Genomic DNA, 20,542 nt, shown 5'->3' with positions numbered 1-20,542 from the left:
GGGGCCGAGACAACTCAGTAGCGATAGTGATCCGGCTTGAACGGGCCGGTGGTGGGCACGCCGATGTAGCCGGCCTGCTTTTCGCTGAGCTTGGTCAGCTTCACGCCGAGCTTTTCGAGGTGGAGCATCGCGACCTTTTCGTCGAGATGCTTGGGCAGGACATAGACTTCGTTCTTGTAGTTCTCGCCCTTGGTCCACAGCTCGATCTGGGCCAGCACCTGGTTGGTGAAGCTGGCCGACATCACGAACGACGGGTGGCCGGTGGCGCAGCCGAGATTCACCAGGCGGCCCTTGGCGAGGACGATGATCTGGTTGCCGTCGGGGAATTCGACGATGTCGGTGCCCGGCTTCACTTCGGTCCATTTGTAGTTCGACAGCGCCGAAATCTGGATCTCGCTGTCGAAGTGCCCGATGTTGCAGACGATGGCATTGGGCTTCATGTGCATCATGTGCTCGGCGGTGATCACATCGGCGTTGCCGGTAGCCGTGCAGAAGATGTCGGCGCGGCTCACGGCGTCCTCCATGGTGACGACTTCAAAGCCCTCCATCGCCGCCTGCAGCGCGCAGATCGGGTCGATTTCGGTGACCATGACGCGGGCGCCGCCGTTGCGGAGCGACTGGGCGCTGCCCTTGCCGACATCGCCGAAGCCGGCGACGCAGGCGACCTTGCCGGCCAGCATGACATCGGTGGCGCGGCGGATGGCGTCGACCAGCGATTCCTTGCAGCCGTACAGGTTGTCGAACTTCGACTTGGTGACGCTGTCGTTGACGTTGATCGCCGGGAACGGCAGTTCGCCCTTCTTGGCGATCTCGTACAGGCGGTGGACGCCCGTGGTGGTTTCTTCCGAAACGCCCTTCAGATTCTTGACGGTGTCGGTCAGATAGCCGGGGCGCGCCTTGATGAACGCCTTGAGCGCGCGCTGGAATTCGACTTCTTCCTCGTTTTCCGGCTCGCCGAGCTGGTGGCCGGCCTCGAGCTTGGCGCCCCACAGCGCGAACATGGTGGCGTCGCCGCCGTCGTCGAGGATGATGTTGGCGGTCTCGTCACCCCAGTCGAAGATGCGGCCGACATAATCCCAATAGTCGGCCAGGCTCTCGCCCTTGATGGCGAAAACCGGGATGTTCGACGCGGCGATCGCGGCGGCGGCATGATCCTGCGTCGAAAAGATGTTGCAGGTCGCCCAGCGCACGTCGGCGCCCAATGCGGTCAGCGTTTCGATCAGCACGGCGGTCTGGATCGTCATGTGCAGCGAGCCGGTGATGCGCGCGCCCTTCAGCGGCTGCGACGCGCCGAATTCCGAACGCAGGGCCATCAGGCCGGGCATTTCGGTTTCGGCGATCTGGATCTCGCGGCGGCCGAAACCGGCAAGCGCCAGGTCGGCGACGACATAATCGTTGAAATCGGTCTTGGTCTGGGTGGCCACGGCGCACATCCTGTCGATGGGGGGAGTGGCCGTGACATAGGCGGCGGCACCCGCCGGGGCAAGCATAAAGATATCTTTATATGATTGCGGCGGCTTTGGCCGGATCATCTTGGCGGCTTTGGCCGGCGGGGACGGGGGGCGCCCCGCCGGCCATGGGGCTCAGGCCGCGGCGGTTCGCTGCCGACGCCGCGAACTGACCCCGACCAGGACCATGCCGACGAGCAGCATCGCCCAGGTTTCAGGCTCCGGGACGGCTGCGATCGTGACATCGTCGATTGCCGGGCCAAAGGCGGTGCTGGTGCCGCTCGCAAAGGCCAGGTTCGACGTCGTGTCGAAGGCCGTGAAGCGATAGCTGAAACGTTGCCACAGCATGGTGGCGCGGCTGTTGGCGGCACCGACAGGATATGTAAAGTTCGCCGGGATGCCGTCGGAGACCGACACGATCGCCGACTTTGTCCCCAGGCCGCCATCGGGATTGCCGGACAGCGAGAAGTACACCTTGTAGTCGCGGCCAGCCTCGGTCGCGATCGTTTGCGACACGCTGCCCGGGCCACCGCCCGACAGGTCGACCGAGCGCGTGCCGGCAGCGGCCTGCCAATAGGTGCCGATGTAATCGACGCCTGCGCCGCCGACCGTCCAGCCGGCGATTGTGAAGGTATTGCCCGTGGCGACCGTGCGGAAACCGCCGGGCGCGATCTCTTGCCCGGTTTCGAAACTGCCGTTGGTGATCGTTACCGCCGATGCCGACGTCGCGACACAGCAGGCCAGGATTGCCGAAAGAAACGTCTTCATGCTCGCCCTCCGCTGGCTGCCGGGGCCCGGCAGCACGCCATATCGCCCGCGGCGATATCGACACCGGACAGTAACAAACCCGGGTCGGCAGGGCATCGGCGCATAAGTTTAGACGAATCCGGGACATGGAACCCTCCTTTCGGGTGCCACGACTGCCAAACGGACGGGGGGCAGCCAGTCGCGATTACAAAATCGACGAAAATCGGATATTTGGAGTTGGGGCCGCATGCGATGCGGCAAGGCACGGGAGGGGACCTGATATCATGGACATCAACAACTGGTGGGTGACCGCCGTGCCGATCGTGACCGCGGTGGGCCTCAAGATCATCGGTGCCATCGTCCTGTACATGGTCGGCCGCTGGCTGATCTCCTTTGCGGTCAGCCTGATGTCGCGGGTGCTGACAGCGCGCAACTTCGATCCGACACTGCAGCGTTACCTGGCCAACATCGTCGGCGTGCTGCTCAACATTGTCCTCGTCGTCGCCATCCTGGGTTATTTCGGCGTCGAGACCACCAGCTTTGCGGCGCTGCTTGCCGGTGTCGGCCTCGCCATCGGGGCGGCCTGGTCGGGGCTGCTCGGCAATTTCGCCGCCGGCGCCTTTCTGATCATCTTCCGCCCCTACAAGGTCGGCGATTATGTCGTCGCCGGCGGGGTGGAGGGCACGGTGACAGAAATCGGCCTGTTCAACACCGTCATCACCAGCCCCGACAATGTCGTCACCATCGTCGGCAACGGCAAGGTTTCGGGCGACACCATCAAGAACTTCAGCGCCCATAACTACCGCCGGGTGGATCGCACGGCGCAGCTCGCCTTCGGCGTCGATCCGCTCGATGCCATTGCCCGGCTGAAACCGCTGCTTGCCGGTATCCCCAATGTGGTCACCGAGCCGGCCCCCGATGTGGAGATCATCGATTTCAACGAGCGCGGCACGCTGCTCGCGGTGCGGCCCTATTGCCATACCAGCCATTACTGGCAGGTCACTTTCGACACCAACAAGCTGATCGCCGCGACGTTCGGCGCCGCCGGTTTCCCGCCGCCGTTCACCGTGGAGCGCCGGACGCTGGGCGAGGATGGCGCGCCGGCGGCATAGGGGTACGGCCCCGGGCTTCCCTTGCGGCGCGAACATCGTAAGGTGCGCGCCGCACATCCCTGCCCTTTGGAGCCCCATGCGTATCCCCCATGTTGTCGCTGCTGCCATGGTCACCTTGACGCCGGGGGTCGCCGCCGCCGCACCGCCTGCCACCGCCGGGCCCTACCCCGTCACCGCCACCGTCGCGCAGAGCGATGTGCTGCATGGGCAGACGGTGAAGGACCCGTATCGCTGGCTGGAAAACGACGTCCGTACCGATCCCAGGGTGGCGGACTGGGTGGCGGCGCAGAACCAGGTGACCGATGCCTATCTGGCGACGCTGCCCGGGCGCGACGCGATCAAGGCGCGGCTGACGCAATTGTGGAATTACGAGCGCTTCGGCATCCCTCGCCTGCGGGGCACGCGGCAGTTCTACACGCGCAATTCGGGCCTGCAGAACCAGGCCGTGCTGTATGTGGTCGAGGGCGATGCGGCGCCCAAGGTGCTGGTCGACCCCAATCCCTGGTCCAAGGACGGCGCCACGGCGCTGGCGGAATGGGAGCCATCCAACGACGGCAGGTATCTGCTCTATGGCGTTCAGGACGGCGGCACCGACTGGCGGACGCTGAAGGTTCGCGATGTCACCACCGGCCAGGACCTGCCCGACAGCATCGAATGGGCGAAATCGACGGCACTGGCGTGGCGGCACGACGGCTCGGGCTTCTTCTATTCGCGTTTTCCGGCGCCCGCCGATGGCCAGAAATATCAGTCGGTCAGCCTCAACCAGCAGCTGTTCTTCCATAAACTGGGCACGCCGCAGAGCGCCGATACGCTGGTGTTCGCGACGCCGGAGCACCCCAAGCGCGGCCATTATGGCCAGGTCACCGACGACGGCCGCTGGTTGCTGATCGTCTCGTCGGAGGGCACCGACGACCGGTATGAGGTGCATATCGCCGACCTGGCCAAGGGCGAGGCACCGCGCACCCTGGTCAAGGGGCTGGAGCATAGCTGGGATCTCGCCGGCAGCGACGGCCAGACGCTGTATTTCGTCACCGACAAGGACGCCCCGCGCTATCGCCTCGTCGCCATGGACGCGCTTTCGGGCGCGCTGACCGAGGTGGTGCGGGAGGGCAAGGACACCATCACCGGCGCGGCATTGGTCGGCGATCGCTTCGTCGTCGAGACGCTCGCCGACGCCAAATCGGCCGACCTGCTTTACGAACGCTCCGGCAAGCTGGTCGGCGCGGTGCCGCTGCCGGGCATCGGTACGGCCGCGGGCTTTGAAAGCGGCACCAGCCCGGTGACCTATTTCAGCTATTCGAGCTTTGCGACGCCGGGTTCGATCTGGTCCTATGACAGCCGCACCAACCAGGCGACGCAGGTGCGCGCCGCCAAGGTGGCGTTCTATCCCGACGACTACGTCGTGAAACAGGTGTTCTTTAACTCGAAGGACGGCACGAAAGTGCCGATGTTCGTCAGCCACCGGAAGGATCTCGACCCCAAGCAGCCGCATCCGACGCTGCTGTACGGCTATGGCGGCTTCAACATCTCGCTGACGCCCGGGTTTTCGCCGCGCTGGCTCGGCTGGATGGACATGGGCGGGGTGTTCGTGTCGGCGAATCTGCGCGGCGGCGGCGAATATGGCGCCGCCTGGCACGATGCCGGCCGGCTCGCGAACAAGCAGAATGTGTTCGACGACTTCATCGCGGCGGGCGAGGCGCTGGTGAAATCGGGCGTCACCACGCCGCAGATGCTGGCGATCAACGGCGGTTCCAACGGCGGTTTGCTGGTCGGCGCCGTCGTCAACCAGCGGCCGGACCTGTTCGCCGCGGCGCTGCCGGCGGTTGGCGTGATGGACATGCTGCGCTTCAACCGCTTCACCGCCGGGCGCTATTGGGTCGACGACTATGGCGACCCGGGCAAGGCGGCGGATTTCAAGGTGCAGTATGGCTATTCGCCGTATCACAATATCACGTCGGGCAAGGCCTATCCGCCGATTTTGGTCAGCACCGCGGACACCGACGACCGCGTCGTGCCGGGCCACAGCTTCAAATACACCGCGGCGCTGCAGGCGGCGGATGTCGGCGACAAGCCGCATCTGATCACCATCGAGACGCGCGCCGGCCATGGCAGCGGCAAACCGACCGACAAGCAGATCGCCGAAACCGCCGATGCCTGGGCCTTTGCCGGGTACTGGACCGGCCTAACTCGTAAATAGGCCCCGCAAGTAAGGACCAAGATGCACCGCCCGATCACGTTCCTCGCAGCCCTGGCAATCCCCGTCATGACCGCCGCCGCCCCGATTATCTACCCGCCGACCGCCACCGTGCCGCAGGCCGACACCAGCTTCGGCACGGTGGTGCAGGACCCGTACCGCTGGCTGGAGGGTGACGTGCGCACCCAAAAGCCGGTCGCCGACTGGGTGGCGGCGCAAAACCGGGTGACGCAAGCCTATCTGGCGACGCTGCCCGGCCGCGACGCCATCAAGGCGCGGCTGACGCAATTGTTCGATTACGAGCGGGTGACCTTGCCCGAAGCGCGCGGCAACCGGGTGTTTTTTCGCAAAAACTCGGGTTTGCAGAACCAGTCGGTGCTGATGGTGCAGGACGGCAACGCCCCGCCGCGGCCGCTGATCGACCCCAATACATGGGCCAGGGACGGCGCCACGGCGCTCGCCGAATGGAGCGCGTCGGAGGATGGCAGCAAGGTCGCCTATGCCATCCAGGACGGCGGCAGCGACTGGCGCACCATCAAGGTGCTCGATGTCGCCAGCGGGACGGTGCTTTCGGACGATCTCGACTGGGTGAAGTTCTCGAAAATCGCCTGGAAGGGCGACAACAGCGGCTTCTTTTACAGCCGCCACCCGGCGACGCCCAAGGGAAAGGACTTTGTTTCAGCGGTTTATGACCATGAAGTCCATTTCCACCGCATCGGCACGCCGCAGTCCGAGGACGTGCTGGTATACACGTCATCGCCGGCAAAACGCGGCTATTACAACGAAGCGGAGACGAGTTCCGACGGAAACTGGTTGATCGTGCGATCAAGCACGGGCAGCGACGATACCTACGAGATCCGCGTGCAGAAGCTCGCCGATCCCGCAGCGAAGCTCACCACTTTGGTGTCCGATCGCAAGTTCGACTGGCGCTTCGCCGGCGCCAGCGGCACGACGCTCTACTTCGTCACCAACGCCGGGGCGCCGCGCTATCGCGTCGTGGCATTCGACAATGCAAGCGGCAGCCCCCGCGAGGTGGTGCCGGAAGGCCAGGCCACCCTCACCGGCGCCAGCATCATCGGTGACCGGCTGGTCGTCGCCACCCTGCAGGACGCGCGATCGGTGGTGCGGCGCTACACGCTGACGGGCAAGGCCGATGGCGAGATCGCTCTGCCCGGCCTCGGCACTGCCGCCGGCTTCGAGGCGGTGCCCGGCACGACGACGACCTATTACAGCTTCACCAGCTACAATGTGCCGACGACGCTCTATCGCTATGACGCCGCGACCAACACCAGCACGGTGTTCAGCGCGCCGAAAGTGGCGTTCAACCCCGCCGATTTCGTCGTCGAGCAGAAGTTCTTCACGTCGAAGGACGGCACCAGGGTGCCGATGTTCGTGGCGCACAAGAAGGGCCTGAAGACCCCGGCGCCGACGCTGATGTACGGCTATGGCGGTTTCAACATCAACGTGCTGCCGGCGTTCCAGGTCGATGCGCTGGCCTGGATGGAGATGGGCGGCATCTATGCCGAGGTGACGCTGCGCGGCGGCGGCGAATATGGCGCCGCCTGGCACGACGCCGGACGCCGGCTGAACAAGCAGAATGTCTTCGATGATTTCATCGCCGGCGGCGAATATCTGATCAAGTCGGGGCTGACCCCCAGGGGTGGCCTCGCCATCCAGGGCGGTTCCAACGGTGGGCTATTGGTGGGCGCCGTCGTCAATCAGCGGCCCGACCTGTTCGCCGCGGCGCTGCCGGCGGTCGGCGTCATGGACATGCTGCGCTTCCCGCTGTTCACCGAAGGCCGGACCTGGACCGACGACTACGGCGACCCGGCCGACGAGGCGCAGTTCAAGAACCTGCTCGGCTATTCGCCCTATCACAACATCAAGAGCGGCAAGGACTATCCGGCGATCCTGGCGACGACGGCGGACACCGATGATCGGGTGGTGCCCGGGCATAGTTTCAAATATGCGGCGGCGCTGCAGGCGGCGCAGATCGGCGACAAGCCGCACCTGATCCGCATCGAGACCCGCGCCGGCCATGGCAGCGGCAAGCCGACATCGAAGCAGATCGAGGAGACGGCGGACCTGTGGAGCTTCATCGGCTATTGGACCGGGTTGACGCGGAAGTAGCCGGGGATCCCAACGCTGCCCGTCACCCCGGCGTAGGCCGGGGTGACGGGCTTGATCGACGAGGGCGCTCTACTCCTCCGCGAAACTCCGGCCCGGGCCGACCTTCTTCACCCGCAGCCGCACATTGGCCGACTCCGCCGTTGCGGCGGCGCTGTCGTTGCGGGCGTGGACGCTGATCGTCTGGCCGATATCGTGGCAGAACAGGTTCGGCGAATTGCCGACGTCATGGGCATCGTCGACCCTGATGGTCAGCACGACAAAGCCCGGCAGCGCCGGATCGGGGGCGCTGCCGATGATGGTGCCCGAGATTTCGGCGTGATTTTCGATGATCTGGACCATTGCCTGCTCCATCATGGGTCGCCCGCCAGCAGCCGCGCCAGCGCCCACGACATCGGCTGGCCGGCCATCTCCTCGAAATAACTATACGCCGGCGACGGGTTGACCTCAAAGCAATACCAGTCGCCGTCGGGCGTGCGCTTCAGGTCGATGCCCGCCATGGCGAGGCCGAGCGATTTCGTCAGCGCGACGCAGCGGGCGGCGATGTCGGGCGGCAGCTCGGTCGGCATCATTTCGGTGTCCCGGCCCTGCCGGTCGGCATAGCGATAGTCGATGGCGTCGGACGTGATGGCGCTGGCGAACACCTCCTCGCCGACGACATGGGTGCGGATGTCGGTGCCCGGCACCAGCGCCTGGAACTGGGTCGGCAGGCGGGCGACGGCGGACAGGTCGGTGCCCGGCCGAAGCTCCTGCACGATCGAGCGTACCGCCGAGATCGATTTGTAGACGACGCGGCCGTGCTCGGCCTGGAAGGCACGGATGGCGTCGGGCTCGTTGCTGACCAATGTGGGCGGGGTCTTCAGGCCATGAGCGGTGATCAATTGCGCCTGGCCGGGCTTCGACATGTTGCTGCCCATCGCCGACGGCCGGTTGACGACGGTGCCGGGGAACACCTCGAGCAGGTCGTCGAACAGGCCGCACATCGCCGTGGCGCGGGCCAGCGCCGCCGGATCGGGCGGGGTGCGGCCGCGGGCACGGTGCTCGGGCAGCACGCCGACATCGGCCATGCGGGCGTAGATGCCGGTGATGGCGCCGAGGTCGATCGGCGAGCCGCCGAGCGCGATGGCGCCCGAAAGGCCGCCGGCGCCCCATTCGAGGCGCAGCTGGCAATGGGCGGCGTGGCGCTGGTTGAAGACGATGTGCGGTAGCCTGAGCGTTTCCGCGGCGGCGATGGCGAGCGCGATCGGCGCCTCCGACGGGATGCCGGCGAACAGGATCATGCGGCGCGGGCCGCGATGAGCGCGGCCAGGGCATGCAGCGGTGCGCCGTCGGTGACCAGCGGCGCCGGGTCGGCGGCGACGAAGCGCCAGGGGCCGGAACCGGCCTGCGCCAGTGTCAGCGCCAGGACCGGCGTGCTGCGCGCCGCCGACAGCGCCAGGCAGGCGGCGCGGGTGGCGGCACCGGGGTCGATGGCGCCATGGACGGCATCGCCGATGACGAGCAGATCGCAGGTGGCGGTGACGGCGGCGGCATAGCCCGTCGGCGGGTCGGCAAGGCCGGGCGGCATCGGCGCGACCAGCCCGGCCTGGGCGACCGCGCCGCGCGGCGCCGGAAGCAGCCGCGGGCTGGTCGTGGCGCCGGCGGGGTGGACGCCGAGCCCCGCCGCGGCGGCCGCCGCCTGCCACAGCCAGGGTCGATCGGCGGGGCCGCAGAGGTCGCTGCCGGACGGCGCGCCGACGACGCGGCGGCCCAGCGCGCTCAGCCAGCTGACCAGCAGCGCCAGCCATTCGGCCTGGCCATAGCCGCGGTCGACCGCCGACCAGCCGCGAAAGGCCAGCGCCTGCACCGGGCCCAGCCGGTTGAACACCACATCGGGCGCCCCGATGGCGATGCCGTCGCTGTCGACCTGCGTCGTCACGCTGCCGTCGGCGGCGAGCCGGTGCTGCCAGCGCGCCGCCGCCAGGCCGGTGATGTCGCGGCGGACGACCTGGCAGCCGCCGCGCCGATCCAGCGCGGCGGCGACGGCATTGGCGGTCGGGTCGAGCCGGTGGCCGAGGACCAGCGCCAGCATGGCGGGTCCCGCGGCGCGCTCAGCCGTGCCCGCTGTCGAACAGGCGCTTGGCCTGGCCCGATCCGGCGGCCATGGCGGCGTTCAGCCCGCTGGCATCGTCCTCCGCCGACAGTGCACCTTCGCTGAGATCGGGGCGGAGCTCGCTGCCGATGAAGGGCCCGCCCTGCTGGCCGTGGCCGTCGTTGCCGCCGACAGCCGCCTCCAGCGCGGCGATGCGGGCGAGCAGTTCGCCGACGACACCCTGGCCCGGATTGCCGCCGCCAAGGCCGCCGCCCAGGCCGCCACCCAAGCCGCCGGGCCGGCCCTCGCTGAACTTGCCGTCGCCCAGCTTGTTGTCGGACAGCTTGTTCTCGATCAGGCCCTTGTCGGGCAGCCGCTTCTCGTTGAGCTGCTTCTCGATTTCCTTGAATTCCTTTATTTCCTTGATCTCCTTGAACTCCTTGCCTTCCTTCTCCTTGAATTCCTTGCCTTCCTTGAAATCCTTGGTCAGCTCCTTGCGGATTTCCTTGTCCTTGATGACGTCCTTCTTCAGTTCCTTGGCGGTCGCCTTGCCGCATTTGACCTGCAGCGTCGCCGTCATCGTCGCCGCCGATGCCGAAATGCCGGTCACCGCCACGCAGGTCGTGGCACCGGCATAGGATTTCGAATTGGGTGTCGACGTGGCGTTGAACGCCGTGTTGTTGGCGGTGCCCGGCCAGCAGTCGCCGCCATCGCCGCGATTGTGGTTGAGCTCCAGGTCGCGCTTGCCGTCGGCCTGCATCAGCGCGACCCAATAATGGTTCTCGTCGCGGTTGTTGGTCATGTTTTCGTCGACATGCCAGATCAGCAGGCCCGAGGCCGGGATGGAGCCGTCGAACGGCCCGGTCTTCTGGCGGTTCTCGACGAGGAAATATTCCTTGCCCGGGGCGCCGTCCTTCCACATCCGGTAGACGGTGTGGCTGGTCTTCACATCGGGGATCGAGATGGTGGCATTGGTCGTCCGGTTGTCGATCGTCACCCAGCCCTGGTTGGCCTTGCACCAGGCGCTGGGATGGGTCGGCGCGTCGCCGCCGCCGCCCCAGCTGCCGCTGGCCATCAGGCACCAGTTGCCGATGCCTTCGGAGCTGTTGTCGGTGTCGTAAAGGTCGGGAAAGCCGAACAGCAGGTGGCCGAGCTCGTGGGCGCAGACGCCGATCTTGCAGTCTTCGGGCACGGTCAGATAGGCGAACACCTTGGTGGCATCGACGGTCTGGGCGCCGCCTTCGACGACCCACTTGTGCGACCAGATATCGCCGGGGTTGCTGTTGGTCTCCGCGCCGGTGCCGGCATGGACGACGATGAAGGCATCGACGAAGCCGTTGCCGTCATTGTCATAGGGGGTGAAATTGACCGTCGGGTTGGCGGCGTTGAGCGCATGGCGCGCCATCGTCTGGGCGTTCGGCGAGGCTGCGCCAAGGCCCGAGGCACCGTTGGCATATTCCGACAGCTTCTTCGGCAGGCGGAACGGGCCGACGACATCGCCCTGGATGTCGACAAGGCCGTTGGTGACCTCCTTGAAATAATCGCGGACGCTTTTCTTGGGGCCGCCCAGCTTGAAGAACAGGTCGCGGAAATGGGCCTGGGTGGCGGTCATCGGCTTGTCGCTGAAATCGGCGAGGACGACGATGACGCGCAGCGTGCCGTGCAGCGGCGCCCGGTCGGCGGCGGCCGACTTGATGACGCTGGGCGAGGTGCCGAGCGGAAACTCCTCGGGCGGGAAGATGACGCCGTCGTTGAGGCCGAGCGCCCGCGGCTCTGCCATGCGGAATGAAAAACCCTCGTTGTTGCCTAGGCTTTCCTGCGCCGCCTTCAACGCTTCGTTGAAGCGTTCGCGCGCGTCGGGCGCCATCGAGACGGCGCAACGGTGGCCGTCGTCGCTCTCGCGGGCGGCGGCGAAGATCTTGAGGGTGTTCTCGAGAAAGGTCTGATCGGTCACGGCAATTCTCCCCAGGAAGAAACTGTGGCGCGACTCGTTTTCTTTTCAGGCTAGGACCGGGGACGGGTGCGAGTCAATGTCGCATCCGTTACATTTTCCGCATATATTGCCATGATACTTGCAATTTTGTTAAGATCTAGGATGTCCGGCACATTTTTACTGTCAACCCGGCAAAGGCGGGGGCCCATGAACTGCAAATTTCGTCAAGGATGGACCAGCGCTGTCTCGGTGGCTTCAAAGCTGGCGGTGTATTGGCCCCGGCCTGCGCCGGGGTGACGGCTGGTGGGCACCGATAATTTGTCCGGACAGATTGCGCCGCGCGCCGTTATTGCCATGATAGCCGCAGGAGGATCGCTATCATGACCCGTCTCGTCACCCATGACCTTGCCGTGCGGCCGACGCGCGACGAGCTTGCCGCCCAGGATTTCACCTCGTCGCTGCGCGGCCATGTCCTCAACCACATGGCGGCGACGATGAAGGCGCGGTTCGAGACCGAGATCGCGCCGCGGTTGCCGGAACCGCCCGCCGATGGTCGCGCCGTCCATGCCGCGATCCGGCCCGACCCCTATTTCCGTTTTTATTCGGCGCTGCGCGTCGGCGCGCAGGAAATGGTTTGGGCCAGCGTCAATGCCGCCGTCGATCGCGATGCACCGCGGCTGGCGGAAACCGCGCGGGCGCTGGCGGCGACGGGTGGCGGCCAGCTGACGCTCGATCCGACACTTCAGGTGCCGCGCAACGTCGCGGCGATCGATGTCCACCACATGCCCGGCAGCTATGCCGCCGAAGCCGGCGCCGACGACCTGACTGCCGGCGCCACCTATGAAAATGGCCTGTCGGTGTTCTCGTTCGGGCTGATGGGCCGGAACCTCGACGATATCGGGGAATCGAGCGCCTTCTGGCTGCGCCATCGCCACCCCGAATTCGCACCCGCGGCCATTCTCGATCTCGGCTGTTCGGTCGGTCACCAGACGCTGCCGTGGAAGCGCGCCTATCCGGATGCCCATGTCACCGGCATCGATGTCGCGGCGCCGTGCCTGCGCTATGCCCATGGCCGGGCGCAGTCGCTGGGCGTCGACGCGGATTTCGTCCAGGCCAATGCGACGGCGCTGCCGTGGCCCGATGCCAGCTTCGACCTCGTCTATTCCTCGATGTTCCTCCACGAATTGCCGCTGAAGGACATCAAGGCGGTGTTCGCCGAGATCCGCCGCGTGCTGAAGCCGGGCGGGCTGATGCTGCATTACGAGCTGCCGCCCAACAACCAGCTGTCGGCGTACGACGGCTTCTATCTCGACTGGGACTGCTGGTACAACAACGAGCCCTATTACAAGGGCTATCGCGACCAGGACCCGGCGACACTGTGTGCGGAGGCCGGTTTCGCCCCCGACGGTTATTTCCAGACCGTGGTGCCGTCGCTGGCCTGGTATGGCGAGGCGGCGGTGGCCGCGGCGCTGCAGGGCCCGGCGCAGATCGGCGGCAACACCGGGCGGCTGGCCGATGGCGTGCAGTGGTTCGTCTATGGCAGCTGGGCGTGAGCGAGGCGCGCGGTACCAGGCCGCAACTGTTCGACGATCCGGCGATCGACGCGCTGGTCAAGATGCTGCTCGAACTCGCCAGCGAGACTTGGGTCACCCGCGCGCGCCTGGCTGCGCTGGAGGCAAAGCTGGGTCCGGTCGAGGATTATGTGCTGCCGCCGGAAATCGAGGCGCGACTTGCGGCCGATCGCGATGCCTTTGTGCGCAAACTGTTCGGCGTACTCGAGCGCTAGTCGTTGCGTTCGTGCATCGAGTATCGGCAACTAGTGATGCTCCCGATATGAAATCGATAGCGATACGGGAAGATCGATCATTGCGATAATACAATGACAACGCATTCCGGGATTTGAAGAGAATTGTTAAATCAATTAAGCGGCCTGATGAATCCGATTGCCATCAGCCACATGGCGTATATTATTTAGGTCATTGCGTGTACAGTTCCGTACACTCACCTAACGACCACATGGAGCGGGGGCAGTTACTCCTTGTGGTCGGGTAGACGGGGGATCTGACGATGGAACATCTGAGCATCTGGGCGGGCGTCATTCAGGTCAACCGTCAATACGGCCGGCAGGCGCTGGAGATCGCGTCGATGCGCTGCGAAACGCTGCTCGCCGAACAGGACCATGAGGGCTATGCGATCTGGCGGCAGATCCATGAAAAGTTGTCGATGCTCGGCCAGCCCGGGCCGACGCCACCGTCGATTCACTAGGCTCGCTTCGCTGATCGTCATGCTGGCCAGCGCCAGCATCCCCGGTCGGGCAAAGGACCAACAGGGGAACGATGGGTCACCCCGGCGTAGGCCGGGGCCCATGGACCACGATCTTCGGCGCGCCGGTGCTCAGATTGCCAAATCTGTGGTTCATGGGCCCCGGCCTACGCCGGGGTGACAACGAATTAAGGCCGCCGCAAGCCGCCGGTTCAGCCCAGCAATTCCTGCACTGCCGCGGCAACCCGCGCATCACCGGCCGCGATCACCCGGCCATCGCTGCCGCCGCCGTCACTGTCGCGGCGCAGCGCCTTCCCGGCCCAGTCGGTCATCACGCCGCCGGCGCCGGTGACGACGGGCACCAGCGCCGCCCAGTCATGGACCTTCAGCCAGGATTCGACGACCAGGTCGAGATGGCCCGAGGCGACCAGGCCGTAATTGTGGCAGTCGCCGCCGTACAGGCTGTCGGCGACGGCAGCGCGCAGGGCATCGACCCGCGCCAGGTCGGCAGCGTCGAACAGGAACGGCCCGGTGGTGCCGAGTCGCGCCGCATCCAGGCTGTCGCAGTCGCGAACATGGGCGCGGCGGCCGTTGAGGGTGGTCGGTTGGTCGCGGCCGCCGATCCAGCGATCACCGATGATGCACTGGTCGATCAGCCCGAGCACCGGCACGCCGTCCTCCATCAGCGCGATCAGCGTGCCGAACAGCGGCCGCCCGGCGACGAAGGCGCGCGTGCCGTCGATGGGATCGAGCACCCAGACGCGCGACCGGTCGGCCCGGTCGTCGCCATATTCCTCGCCGATGACCCCGTCGTCGGGGCGGTGTTCGGCGAGCAAGGCGCGGATGGCGGCCTCCGCCTCGCGATCGGCGATGGTGACCGGGGAAAAGTCTTCCTTGGTCTCGACGAGGAAAGGCCGGCGGAACCAGGGCCGGATCGCAGCGCCGGCCGCGTCGGCGAGGATATGGGCAAGGGCGATGTCGTCGGGGGTCACGAGAAAACCACCCCTTTAAGTGGGAGGAAAAAATTACCCTTCACAACCCCAGTTCCTTCAGGATCGCAGCCCGATCCGCATCCAGCGCCGGCGCGGCGGCGCGGACTGTCGGGTCGGCATGGCCCGACAGCTTGACCGGGTTACCGGCCGCCAGCAGCGGCGTGCCATCGGGAAACGCCGTCTCGATGACCATGTTCCGCGCCCGCACCTGCGGATAGGCCAGCGCCTGGGCGACGTCGTGGAGGGGGCCGCAGGGGACGCCGGCGGCCTCGAGCTTCGCCAGCCAGTGCGCCGGCGGGGCGCCGGCCAGCCGCGCCTCCAACAGTTCGGCGAGCGCCTCGGCATGGTCGGTGCGCGACGCGTTGCTGGCAAAGCGCGGATCCGACAGCAGCGCCGGCAGCTCCAGCGCCGCGGCCAGCGCGCCGAACAGCGCGTCGTTGCCGGCGGCGATCACCACATGCCCGCCTTCGCAGGCATAGGCGGCGAACGGCGTGATACTCGGGTGGCGGGCGCCCAATGGCCCCGGCGCGACGCCACTGACGGCATAGCGCGCCACGGCATTTTCGAGGATGGCGATCTGGCCGTCGAGCATGGCGACATCGACGAACTGGCCCTGCCCTGTCCGCGCCCGATCGTGCAGCGCGCTCAATATCCCGATGACCGTGAACAACCCCGCGGTGATGTCGCCGACCGACGTGCCGACGCGGGTCGGCTTGCCGCCGGGCCAGCCGGTGACGCTCATGATGCCGCCCATCGCCTGGACGACCATGTCGTACGCCGCCTTGTGCGCATCGGGGCCGGTCTGGCCGAAGCCGCTGGCGGCGGCATAGATCAGCCGCGGGTGGCGGGCGTGCAGCACGTCCCAGCCCAGCCCGAGCCGCGCCATCGCGCCGGGGCGGTAGTTTTCGACGAGCACATCGGCGCGGGCGAGCAGCGCATCGAAGATCACCCGGTCGCCGGCGTCCTTCAGGTCGAGCGCGATCGATTGCTTGCCGCGGTTGATGCTGGCGAAATAGGCGCTCTGGTCGCCCCCCGAATCGCTCGACCTGAAAGGGCCGATGTGGCGGCTGTCGTCGCCGAGGCCGGGCCGTTCGACCTTCACCACCCGGGCGCCCAGGTCGGCCATCACCATCGTCGCATAGGGGCCGGCGAGCACCCGCGACAGATCGACGATCAGCAGGTCGTCGAGCGGGCCGGGCATATTGGTCATCGGACAAGCGATAGCCGCTGGCTTGCGTCCCGCCAACCGGGCTAGGTTCGCGGCATGGCAAAAGGCAGCATCCGCGTCGGCATCGGTGGCTGGGATTTCGATCCCTGGCGCGGCACCTTCTATCCCGATGGGCTGGCCAAGACGAAGCAGCTCGACCATGCCGCCCGCCACCTGACCGCCATCGAGGTCAATGCGACCTTCTACAGCCGGCAGAAGCCGGCGACCTTTGCCAAATGGGCGGCGGCGGTGCCCGACGGCTTCAAGTTCAGCCTCAAGGCCTCGCGCTATTCGGTCGCGCGCAAGAAACTGGCGGAGGGCGAGGCATCGATCGCGACCTTCCTCGACCAAGGCTTTACCGAGCTTGGCGACCGGCTGGGGCCGATATTGTGGCAGTTCGCGGCAACCAAGGTGTTCGATCCCGACGACATCGCCGCGTTCCTGCAATTGCTTCCGGCGACCAAGGACGGGCTCCCCCTGCGCCACGCGCTGGAGCCGCGGCACGAGAGCTTTCGGGATCCGGCGTTCCTGGCGCTGGCCAAGGCGGCCAATGCCGCGGTGGTGTTCGCCGATGCCGAAGATTATCCCTGTATCGACGCCGACACCGCCGATTTCCGCTACGCCCGGCTGCAGCGCGCCGTCGAGGATTGCGCGACGGGCTATGACGACAAGGCGCTCGACGACTGGGCAAGGGCAGCGCGCGGCTGGGCAAAGGCCGGCGACGCCTATGTGTTTTTCATCTCGGGGGCCAAGGTGCGCAATCCGGCCGCGGCAACGGCGCTGATCGCGCGGCTGGGTTGACCGCCGGTGTGTACGTCGGCACCGCGGCCTGGGCCGTGCCGCGGCCGCTTGCCGACCGCTTCCCGGCCGAAGGCAGCCAGCTCGAACGCTATGCCGCCCGGCTCGGTGCCGCCGAGATCAACTCGTCCTTCTATCGCCCGCATCGGCGGCAGACCTATAAACGCTGGGCGGCGAGCGTGCCGGAGGCGTTCCGATTTGCGGTGAAGCTGCCCAAGGCGATCTCGCATGCGCCTTCGCTCGCCGGCCACGATGCAGCGATCACGGCCTTTGCCGAACAGGTGACGGGCCTCGGCGACAAGCTCGGGGCGCTGCTCGTGCAGTTTGCGCCGCGCCGCGCCTTCGCTGCCGACGCCGATGCGCTGTTCGACCGGCTTGCCACCCTGCCCTGCCCAATCGCCTGCGAGCCGCGCCACGCCAGCTGGTTCACGCCCGATGTCGACGCCTGGCTGGCGGCACGGCGCATTGCCCGCGTCGCCGCCGATCCCGCCCGGGTGCCCGGCGCCGACGTGCCCGGCGGCTGGCCGGGCCTGCGCTATTTCCGGCTGCACGGATCGCCGCAGATCTACCGGTCCGACTATGACGATGCGGCGCTGGCGGCGTGGCAGGCGGCGGTCGCCGTGGCCGCTGCCGGCGCCCCGACCTGGTGCATCTTCGACAACACCACGGCCTATGCCGCCACCGGCAATGCCCTTTCGCTCGCGGCGGCCCTCGCTATCAAATAGCGGCTTTCAGGCCCGGCCCGTCTTGTGCCACGGTGGTTGCACTTTCTTTCAGGGGTTCGGCACATGACATTTCGCACTCTGGCGCTGGCCGCGCTGCTGGCCAGTTCGGCCATGGTTTCCGCCCAGGTTTCGCCGCAACACGCCGCCCGCGAAAAGACCTTCGATGCCAGCATCAGCAGTGCCGATCAGATGGCCTGGCTGAAGCAGATGGCGTCCGCCCCCAACCATGTCGGCGCGCCGCACAACAAGGCCAATGCCGAGTTCATCCTCGCCCGGTTCAAGGCCTGGGGCTGGGATGCGAAGATCGAGGAGTTCGAGGTGCTGTACCCGACGCCGATCTCGACCACGCTCGAACTGCTCGGCGGGACGCCGGTGACGCTGGGCGGCCAGGAGCCCGGAATTCTGGAGGACAGCACCAGCAACAATCTCGCCGGCGCGCTGCCGCCGTACGTGGCCTTCCAGGGTGACGGCGATGTCACCGCCGATGTCGTTTATGTGAACTATGGCCTGCCCGCCGATTATGCGGCGCTGGCGCGGCGCGGCATCTCGGTGAAGGGAAAGATCGTCCTCGCCCGCTACGGCGGCGGCTGGCGCGGGCTGAAACCCAAACTGGCGCAGGAACAGGGTGCCGCCGGCTGCCTCATCTATTCCGATCCGGCCAACGACGGCTATGCCACCGCCGCCACCTATCCCGATGGCGGCGCGCGGCCGCCGGCCGGGGTGCAGCGCGGCTCGGTCGCCGACATGACGACCTATCCGGGTGATCCGACGACGCCGGGCTATGGCTCGGTGAAGGGCGCCAGGCATCTGGCCCGCAAGGATGCAGTGACGATCCTGAAGATCCCGACGTTGCCGATCTCCTATGCCGATGCGACGAAGATCTTTGCCCGGATGGGTGGCCCGATCGTGCCCGATGGCTTTCGCGGCGCGCTGCCGATCACCTATCGCACCGGCGGCGATGGCAAGGTGCGGCTGCGCCTGGCGGTCAAGTCCGACTGGTCGCTGAAGCCGCTGTACAATGTCATCGCCACGATGAAGGGCAAGGACCGCCCCGACGAATGGGTGGTGCGCGGCAACCACCATGACGGCTGGGTGTTCGGCGCCGCCGATCCGCTGTCGGGCGATGTCGCCATGCTGTCCGAAGCCAAGGCGTTGGGCGAACTCGCCAAGACCGGCTGGCGGCCGTCGCGGACCATCGTCTATGCCAGCTGGGACGGCGAGGAGCCGATGCTGCTGGGCAGCACCGAATGGGCCGAGACGCACATGGCCGAGCTGCAGAAAAAGGCGGTCATCTACATCAACACCGACGGCAACGGCCGCGGCTTCCTGGGGGCAGAGGGAAGCCACCAGTACCAGCATCTGGTCAATCAGGTTGCCGGCGACGTCACCGATCCGCAGACCGGCGCCAGCGTGCTCGACCGCGGCCGGGCCAAGGTTCGCGCCGACGCATTCGACGGCGGGCGCACCGATGAAAACGACCTGAAGGCGGCGGAGGCCGGGGGCGACCTGCCGCTGGGGCCGCTCGGATCGGGCTCCGATTATTCGTCGTTCCTGCAGCATCTCGGCGTGCCGTCGCTCAACCTGGGGTTCGGTGGCGAAGGGGAATCGAACGGGTCGTACCATTCGATCTACGACAGCTATGACCATTTCGTCCGCTTCGACGATCCGGGGCTGGTCTATGGCGCGGTGCTGTCGAAGGTTGTCGGCCGGGTGGTGCTGCGCATCGCCGATGCCGACACGCCGCCGGTGCGCTTCGGCGACCTCGCCACCACGGTGCGGAGCTATCTGGGCGAGGTGAAGACGCTGGTCGATACCCGGCGCAAGCAGGACGACAAGCGCGCCGCGCTGCTCGGCGGCAATGCCTTCACGCTGGCAAGCGACCCCAAGGCGCCTGTCGCGGCCCCCCTGCCCGAGGCCCCGACCCCGGTCATCGAGCTGGCGGCGCTTGAAAATGCCGTCGGCAAGCTGGAGGCGAGCGCCAAGGCCTATGATGCCGCCTATGCGGCGAAGGGGGCGGCGCTCGATACGGCCAAGCGCGCCCGGCTGAACGCCGCGCTGATGGGCATCGACCAGGCGCTGCTGATCCCCGAAGGCCTGCCCGGCCGCGACTGGTACAGGCATTCGCTCTACGCCCCCGGCCGCTTCACCGGCTATGGCGCCAAGACACTGCCGGGGGTGCGCGAAGCGGTGGAGGAGCGGCGGTTTGCCGATGCGAACCTGTATGCAAGCCGAACTGCCGCGGCGATCGAGCGGCTCGCGGCGCGGCTGGACGCGGCGGCGAAGATCATCGGGTGAAGCTCCTCGCCTCGCTGACCTCGCCCTATGCCCGCAAGCTCAGGGTGCTGGCGCATGAACTGGCGCTGCCGGTGACGCTGGTGGAGACGGCGCCGATGGAGGATGGGCCTGCGCTGCTGGCGGCCAATCCGCTCGGCAAGGTGCCGGTGCTGGTGCTCGACGACGGCAGCAGCATCGTCGATTCGCGGGTCATTGCGGCGTATCTGCTGGCGCAGGCACCGGGCCAGACACTGCTGGCGACGGCCGGTCCGGCGCATTGGCACGGCCTGACGACCGAGGCGATTGCCGACGGCATCCTCGATGCGGCGATCAACCTGCGCTTCAACGCAGGCCAGGGGGTGACCGAAGGCGCCTGGCCCGACCGCCAGCGCCGCGCCATCGCCCGGGCGCTGGCGGCGCTGGCCGGGCGGATCGGCGCCGAGCCCGGCTATCCCGAAATCTGCATCGTCATCGCCTGCGAATATCTCGATCTGCGGTTTCCGGACATCGACTGGCGGGCGCATGGCGCGTTGCGGGGGCTGCAGGCGGCGCTCACCGACCGGTCATCGCTCGCGGCGACGCGGCCGCCGCAGGCATAGCCCGCGCGATTAAGAAGCGTGATGATGGATATTAGCGGACATTGCCAATCATC

At 66.9% G+C, this 20,542-nt stretch carries 18 protein-coding genes; 10 read left to right on the top strand and 8 right to left on the bottom strand.

Features of this window, described 5'->3' with window-relative positions; translation table 11 throughout:
- Positions 1-14: 14 nt before the first annotated feature.
- Positions 15-1,433 carry an adenosylhomocysteinase gene (ahcY, locus tag ACP7AI_RS13250; RefSeq protein WP_426168350.1) on the bottom strand — a complete coding sequence of 473 codons (1,419 nt, stop codon included), beginning with the start codon at positions 1,431-1,433 and terminating at the stop codon, positions 15-17.
- Positions 1,434-1,583: 150 nt separating this feature from the next.
- Complete coding sequence (locus ACP7AI_RS13245) at positions 1,584-2,216, bottom strand: choice-of-anchor C family protein (protein WP_426168089.1); 633 nt, start codon at positions 2,214-2,216, stop codon at positions 1,584-1,586.
- A gap of 263 nt (positions 2,217-2,479) precedes the next feature.
- On the opposite strand from ACP7AI_RS13245, the gene ACP7AI_RS13240 reads away from it, so the two are divergent.
- The 3 genes from ACP7AI_RS13240 (at position 2,480) to ACP7AI_RS13230 (ending at position 7,631) form a co-directional block, all read left to right on the top strand.
- Positions 2,480-3,307 (top strand): mechanosensitive ion channel family protein, encoded by an 828-nt coding sequence (locus ACP7AI_RS13240; RefSeq protein WP_426168087.1) that lies wholly within the window; start codon positions 2,480-2,482, stop codon positions 3,305-3,307.
- Positions 3,308-3,383: 76 nt separating this feature from the next.
- The gene (locus tag ACP7AI_RS13235; RefSeq protein WP_426168085.1) at positions 3,384-5,504 is read left to right on the top strand and encodes a prolyl oligopeptidase family serine peptidase; all 2,121 of its coding nucleotides are present in this window, start codon (positions 3,384-3,386) and stop codon (positions 5,502-5,504) included.
- A 21-nt stretch (positions 5,505-5,525) separates the two neighbouring features.
- Complete coding sequence (locus ACP7AI_RS13230; RefSeq protein WP_426168083.1) at positions 5,526-7,631, top strand: prolyl oligopeptidase family serine peptidase; 2,106 nt, start codon at positions 5,526-5,528, stop codon at positions 7,629-7,631.
- A gap of 69 nt (positions 7,632-7,700) precedes the next feature.
- On the opposite strand, the gene ACP7AI_RS13225 is transcribed toward ACP7AI_RS13230, so the two are convergent.
- The 4 genes from ACP7AI_RS13225 to ACP7AI_RS13210 are packed head-to-tail and all read right to left on the bottom strand — an operon-like array spanning position 7,701 to position 11,653.
- Positions 7,701-7,970 (bottom strand): hypothetical protein, encoded by a 270-nt coding sequence (locus tag ACP7AI_RS13225; protein WP_426168081.1) that lies wholly within the window; start codon positions 7,968-7,970, stop codon positions 7,701-7,703.
- An 11-nt stretch (positions 7,971-7,981) separates the two neighbouring features.
- Positions 7,982-8,908, bottom strand: a complete 927-nt coding sequence (locus tag ACP7AI_RS13220) for an ATP-grasp domain-containing protein (protein WP_426168079.1) — start codon at positions 8,906-8,908, stop codon at positions 7,982-7,984.
- Positions 8,905-9,699 carry a hypothetical protein gene (locus ACP7AI_RS13215; RefSeq protein WP_426168077.1) on the bottom strand — a complete coding sequence of 265 codons (795 nt, stop codon included), beginning with the start codon at positions 9,697-9,699 and terminating at the stop codon, positions 8,905-8,907. Before ACP7AI_RS13215 ends, ACP7AI_RS13220 begins: the two co-directional genes overlap by 4 nt.
- A 19-nt stretch (positions 9,700-9,718) precedes the next feature.
- Positions 9,719-11,653, bottom strand: a complete 1,935-nt coding sequence (locus tag ACP7AI_RS13210) for a M6 family metalloprotease domain-containing protein (protein WP_426168075.1) — start codon at positions 11,651-11,653, stop codon at positions 9,719-9,721.
- Between the two features lie 359 nt (positions 11,654-12,012).
- Between ACP7AI_RS13210 and ACP7AI_RS13205 the strand changes: the two genes are divergently transcribed.
- The 3 genes from ACP7AI_RS13205 (at position 12,013) to ACP7AI_RS13195 (ending at position 13,897) form a co-directional block, all read left to right on the top strand.
- Entirely contained in the window at positions 12,013-13,185 is a 1,173-nt protein-coding gene (locus ACP7AI_RS13205; protein ID WP_426168073.1) for a class I SAM-dependent methyltransferase, read from the top strand.
- Positions 13,182-13,418 (top strand): hypothetical protein, encoded by a 237-nt coding sequence (locus ACP7AI_RS13200; protein WP_426168071.1) that lies wholly within the window; start codon positions 13,182-13,184, stop codon positions 13,416-13,418. Before ACP7AI_RS13205 ends, ACP7AI_RS13200 begins: the two co-directional genes overlap by 4 nt.
- A 281-nt stretch (positions 13,419-13,699) precedes the next feature.
- On the top strand, positions 13,700-13,897 hold the full coding sequence (locus ACP7AI_RS13195) for a hypothetical protein (RefSeq protein WP_426168069.1): 198 nt from the start codon (positions 13,700-13,702) through the stop codon (positions 13,895-13,897).
- A gap of 209 nt (positions 13,898-14,106) precedes the next feature.
- On the opposite strand, the gene ACP7AI_RS13190 is transcribed toward ACP7AI_RS13195, so the two are convergent.
- Positions 14,107-14,886 (bottom strand): inositol monophosphatase family protein, encoded by a 780-nt coding sequence (locus ACP7AI_RS13190; protein WP_426168067.1) that lies wholly within the window; start codon positions 14,884-14,886, stop codon positions 14,107-14,109.
- A gap of 40 nt (positions 14,887-14,926) precedes the next feature.
- Positions 14,927-16,096 (bottom strand): CaiB/BaiF CoA transferase family protein, encoded by a 1,170-nt coding sequence (locus ACP7AI_RS13185; protein WP_426168065.1) that lies wholly within the window; start codon positions 16,094-16,096, stop codon positions 14,927-14,929.
- Positions 16,097-16,150: 54 nt separating this feature from the next.
- Here ACP7AI_RS13185 and ACP7AI_RS13180 point away from each other — a divergent pair, with 54 nt between their 5' ends.
- The 4 genes from ACP7AI_RS13180 (at position 16,151) to ACP7AI_RS13165 (ending at position 20,489) form a co-directional block, all read left to right on the top strand.
- Positions 16,151-16,894 carry a DUF72 domain-containing protein gene (locus ACP7AI_RS13180; protein WP_426168063.1) on the top strand — a complete coding sequence of 248 codons (744 nt, stop codon included), beginning with the start codon at positions 16,151-16,153 and terminating at the stop codon, positions 16,892-16,894.
- Positions 16,891-17,616 (top strand): DUF72 domain-containing protein, encoded by a 726-nt coding sequence (locus tag ACP7AI_RS13175; RefSeq protein ID WP_426168061.1) that lies wholly within the window; start codon positions 16,891-16,893, stop codon positions 17,614-17,616. The genes ACP7AI_RS13180 and ACP7AI_RS13175 overlap by 4 nt, the downstream gene beginning before the upstream one ends.
- 63 nt (positions 17,617-17,679) lie before the next feature.
- A complete protein-coding gene (locus ACP7AI_RS13170; RefSeq protein ID WP_426168059.1) occupies positions 17,680-19,911 on the top strand; it encodes a transferrin receptor-like dimerization domain-containing protein in 2,232 nt (743 codons plus the stop codon).
- Entirely contained in the window at positions 19,908-20,489 is a 582-nt protein-coding gene (locus ACP7AI_RS13165; RefSeq protein WP_426168057.1) for a glutathione S-transferase, read from the top strand. Before ACP7AI_RS13170 ends, ACP7AI_RS13165 begins: the two co-directional genes overlap by 4 nt.
- Positions 20,490-20,542: the final 53 nt, after the last annotated feature.

The sequence above is a fragment of the Sandarakinorhabdus sp. DWP1-3-1 genome (assembly GCF_049896705.1).
Classification (GTDB): Bacteria; Pseudomonadota; Alphaproteobacteria; order Sphingomonadales; family Sphingomonadaceae; genus Sandarakinorhabdus.
This window is presented reverse-complemented; position numbering and strand designations above follow the sequence as displayed.